A 3,493-nucleotide genomic window follows, 5' to 3' on the forward strand; every position below is an offset into this window, starting at 1 on the left:
GCCCGTCCAAACTCTTCAGCCTGCTCATCGCGGCCCCTCAAATCGATCAGCTCGACACTCTACCCGATTCGTTGATCGCTATTTGCACCACAGCCTTACGCACGGCCCCTGGCACCTGCCCAAAATTGTCTGATCCTTATGGCACTTGTCCGAAAAACATAGCTGTCCTTCGCCTAATATTGTCCTCATGAGTGGTGGGGCCATATTGGCCACTCTCCGCAAAACGCGGTCGCGAGTGTGAGTTATCTGTAACGACATGGCCATGTCGTGGAAGAGGTTCCATGCTATGGAGGACGCTGCCTGGGCAAGAACCTGGCAATCAATGGCATTGCCCCGCAAACACCAGTATTTGACTCGGTTGCCGCCCTCCGTCCTTGGCACGCCTCCTGCCCATCATTGACTGGACGGAGCAGTCTTCTGTTCATTTTCTTTAATCCGTAGTTTGTTAAGGGGCAAAGGACACGGCCAGGAAGCTGCCAGCCCCCAATTGCGATAGAAACTAAATGCTAAACAAATGAGGCAAAAATGTTACCCAAGCGAACTCTCACCAATTTAACCGATGACGAGCAAGATAAATCCAAGGTTGCCCCGCATACTGGCAATGTGAATTTGTCAAGGCGCAATATATTAAAAGGTGCAGCTGTGGTCGCGGCTAGCTCGATATTACCTGCCCACGGGAATGAAGGATCTTCACCCGGATCAGCTAGACCCAATGTCTTATTTATAGTTGTTGATGAATTGCGCTTCCCGACTGTTTTTCCCACCGGAGTCACAAGCGCGGCTCAGTTTATGCATAAATTCATGCCAAATACCTTTTCATTATGGAGCGGCGGGGTAAAGTTTTCAAATCACAATTCCGCTGCCACAATGTGCTCTCCGTCTCGCGGCGTATTGGTTACCGGACTTTATAGTCACCAAACCTGGATGGCTACGACGATCATCCCAAATCCCAGCACAAATATATCCGACTCTCCACCGCTCCATCCGGGCTTTCCAACCTATGGGAAGTTATTTCAAGATGCTGGCTATGCGACTCCCTATATTGGAAAGTGGCATTTATCTGTCCCTCATCAACCTGATGGGAAAGGTCTCCTTTCTTTGTTTGGTTTTCAGGGGCTTACCGACCCTGATCCAACAGGTTTTAATTTGCAAGGCACTTATGGTGACATGAACAACCCATCGAGTCCCTATTACAGCGATGGATATATCGCTGATCAGGCGTCCGCCTGGCTTAGCAATAAACATCCCGGCGATCAACCTTGGTGCCTTACGGTCGGCTTTGTAAACCCGCATGATCAAGAATTTTTTCCCGCGGGCACGGAATATCAAACCTTCACCAATTTATTTGACAACTCAATCAGCAAATTGAATCCAGATGATTATAACCAGCACGCTAATTATTCTGTGCAAGTTTGTGCTGAATCTGTAATTTGGTCAACTAACGTTTTGGCCAATCCTCCCAGCTATGGGTATCCAAGCATTCCACCCAACTGGGAATCCCTTGAAAGGCTGCGAGCCAATAAGCCTGCATGGCAATCGGTGACAAGACAATTTTTCGAGATGCAATTTGGAGGCGTTTCTGGCAGTGTGGAAAGCACAAATTTTTCTATCGCACCTTATCCAAACACCACTACGTATCCTGGCTATTCCCTGGCTGGAAATTATGGCATCGGACTTTCGCCATATAGCTACTGGCAGCGATCGATGGATACGTATACCTTGCTCATGTCTATTGTGGATCATAAAATCGGCCAGGTAATTCAATCGCTTCCAAAAAACGTAGCTAGCAACACCATCATCATTTTTACGTCCGACCACGGCGATTATGCGGGTTCTCACGGTTTAGTGGCCGGCAAGGCGGGCTCTTTGTATGCCGAAGCGATTCGGGTACCATTGATTGTGTTCGATCCTACAGGTCGATTTACCGGCGACATTGACACGATTCGCACACAATTAACCTCCTCTGTCGATATAATGCCCATGTTGGTAAGTTTTGCCTATGGTGGCAGTCGTTCCTGGATGCGGGGCGATTTGGCTACAATTTACCGGGGCCGTTACGATATGTTTCCGTTACTGAAATCCTATAATGAGCCAGGTCGCGATTACGCTCTATTTGCATCCGATGAAGTTCTGTCTTCTACATTTGATTTTGCAACTGCACCCGATCCTGTTACGAATAACCAAACACCATCTCATATTGTCGGCATGATTACTGAAAAAAGTAAATTGGGCGTTTATTCAAATTGGCAGCCAAAGTCAGTTGATGTGGTCTCAGCCAGTCAGCAGAGTGAATATTACAATTACTCAACTCCACACGGCAAATTAGAGCTGAACAATACGTATTCAATCGAACCGATCGCCGCCGAAATGAAAGAATTGCTTTTTAATGAGCTTGTGCCTAATGAACTCGAAGCTCCCCTGCCTAATGCCTTGCAGGCGGTTCATGCGACAGCGCAAGCCGCATTTTTGGCGTTTCTGGCTTTGTCTGAAAATTCTGGGGAGTGAGAATTTTCCATTAATCAACCAGAAGGTTATCTGATAATCTCTCTGCAGTCATCGCATTACACACAAGTCATGACGAATGGGTTGTAAACAAATCCGAGAAGCTTGCGATTACCCACATCTTGATCATAAATTCTGCTAATCTGAAAACGTTTAGGATAACGATCCTAAGAATGGCAAGGAAAGAACAGGCGGATGACGAAGCATGGCTGGATCACGAGATTGTAGAGAGCGAATTTCAGGACATCCGGCTCCGCAAGCGGTTTGGAAGGTTGTGTCGCGATAAGGCTGGCAAGGCGAAAAGTTGCGCAATTTTAAGGATTCCTTACATGACCAACGAATAGAATTGCTCGGCGGCAGTTCGTGAGACGCCATCAGCTTTCATCTGCCCTTTCCTGATCATATGCATCGTTTCGATGCCCGACAGGATGATGCGGGCACAACGAAAATTCTTGAACCCCAGCATCGGCCGGGTACGGCGCTTGATCGCCCGGTGGTCCTGTTCGATGAGATTATTCAGATACTTGTTCTGGCGGACCTTGATCGGCGTGTCGCGCTCGGCATTGAGGGCCTCCAGCGCAGCCAGATTGGAGCCGCTTTTGTCGATCATTACCGTCTCGGGTTCGCCATTCTGGGAGATCGATTTTTCGAAGTAGCGCTTCGCCGCAGCCTTGTCACGATGGGCCCGTAACAGTCAATCGATGGTGTGACCGGCCTTGTCGACGGCGCGGTACAAGTATTTCCACTGGCCCCGTACCTTAATGTAGGTCTCATCGACGCGCCAGCTCTTGCCGACGGGGCGCTTGCGATGACGAAACGCTTTCTCCAGCACCGGCAACAGCTTGAGCGCCCAGCGATGCACGGTTGAATGATCGACCGCGATACCTCGTTCAGCCGGCTGTGGTGCAAATAGCGATCAACGAATCGGGTAGAGTGTCGAGCTGATCGATTTGAGGGGCCGCGATGAGCAGGCTGAAGAGTTTGGACGGGC

At 49.1% G+C, this 3,493-nt stretch carries 1 protein-coding gene and 1 pseudogene; one reads left to right on the plus strand and one right to left on the minus strand.

Annotated elements, in window-relative coordinates:
• Window positions 1-525: 525 nt before the first annotated feature.
• The gene (locus P3T22_RS33080) at window positions 526-2,505 is read left to right on the plus strand and encodes a sulfatase-like hydrolase/transferase (protein ID WP_429327264.1); all 1,980 of its coding nucleotides are present in this window, start codon (window positions 526-528) and stop codon (window positions 2,503-2,505) included.
• A 322-nt stretch (window positions 2,506-2,827) separates the two neighbouring features.
• Here P3T22_RS33080 and P3T22_RS33085 read toward each other — a convergent pair.
• A pseudogene (locus P3T22_RS33085) lies at window positions 2,828-3,397 on the minus strand (IS6 family transposase); the annotation flags it as partial.
• Window positions 3,398-3,493 lie beyond the last annotated feature (96 nt).

The sequence above is a fragment of the Paraburkholderia sp. GAS348 genome, from assembly GCF_050434205.1.
Lineage (GTDB): Bacteria > Pseudomonadota > Gammaproteobacteria > Burkholderiales > Burkholderiaceae > Paraburkholderia.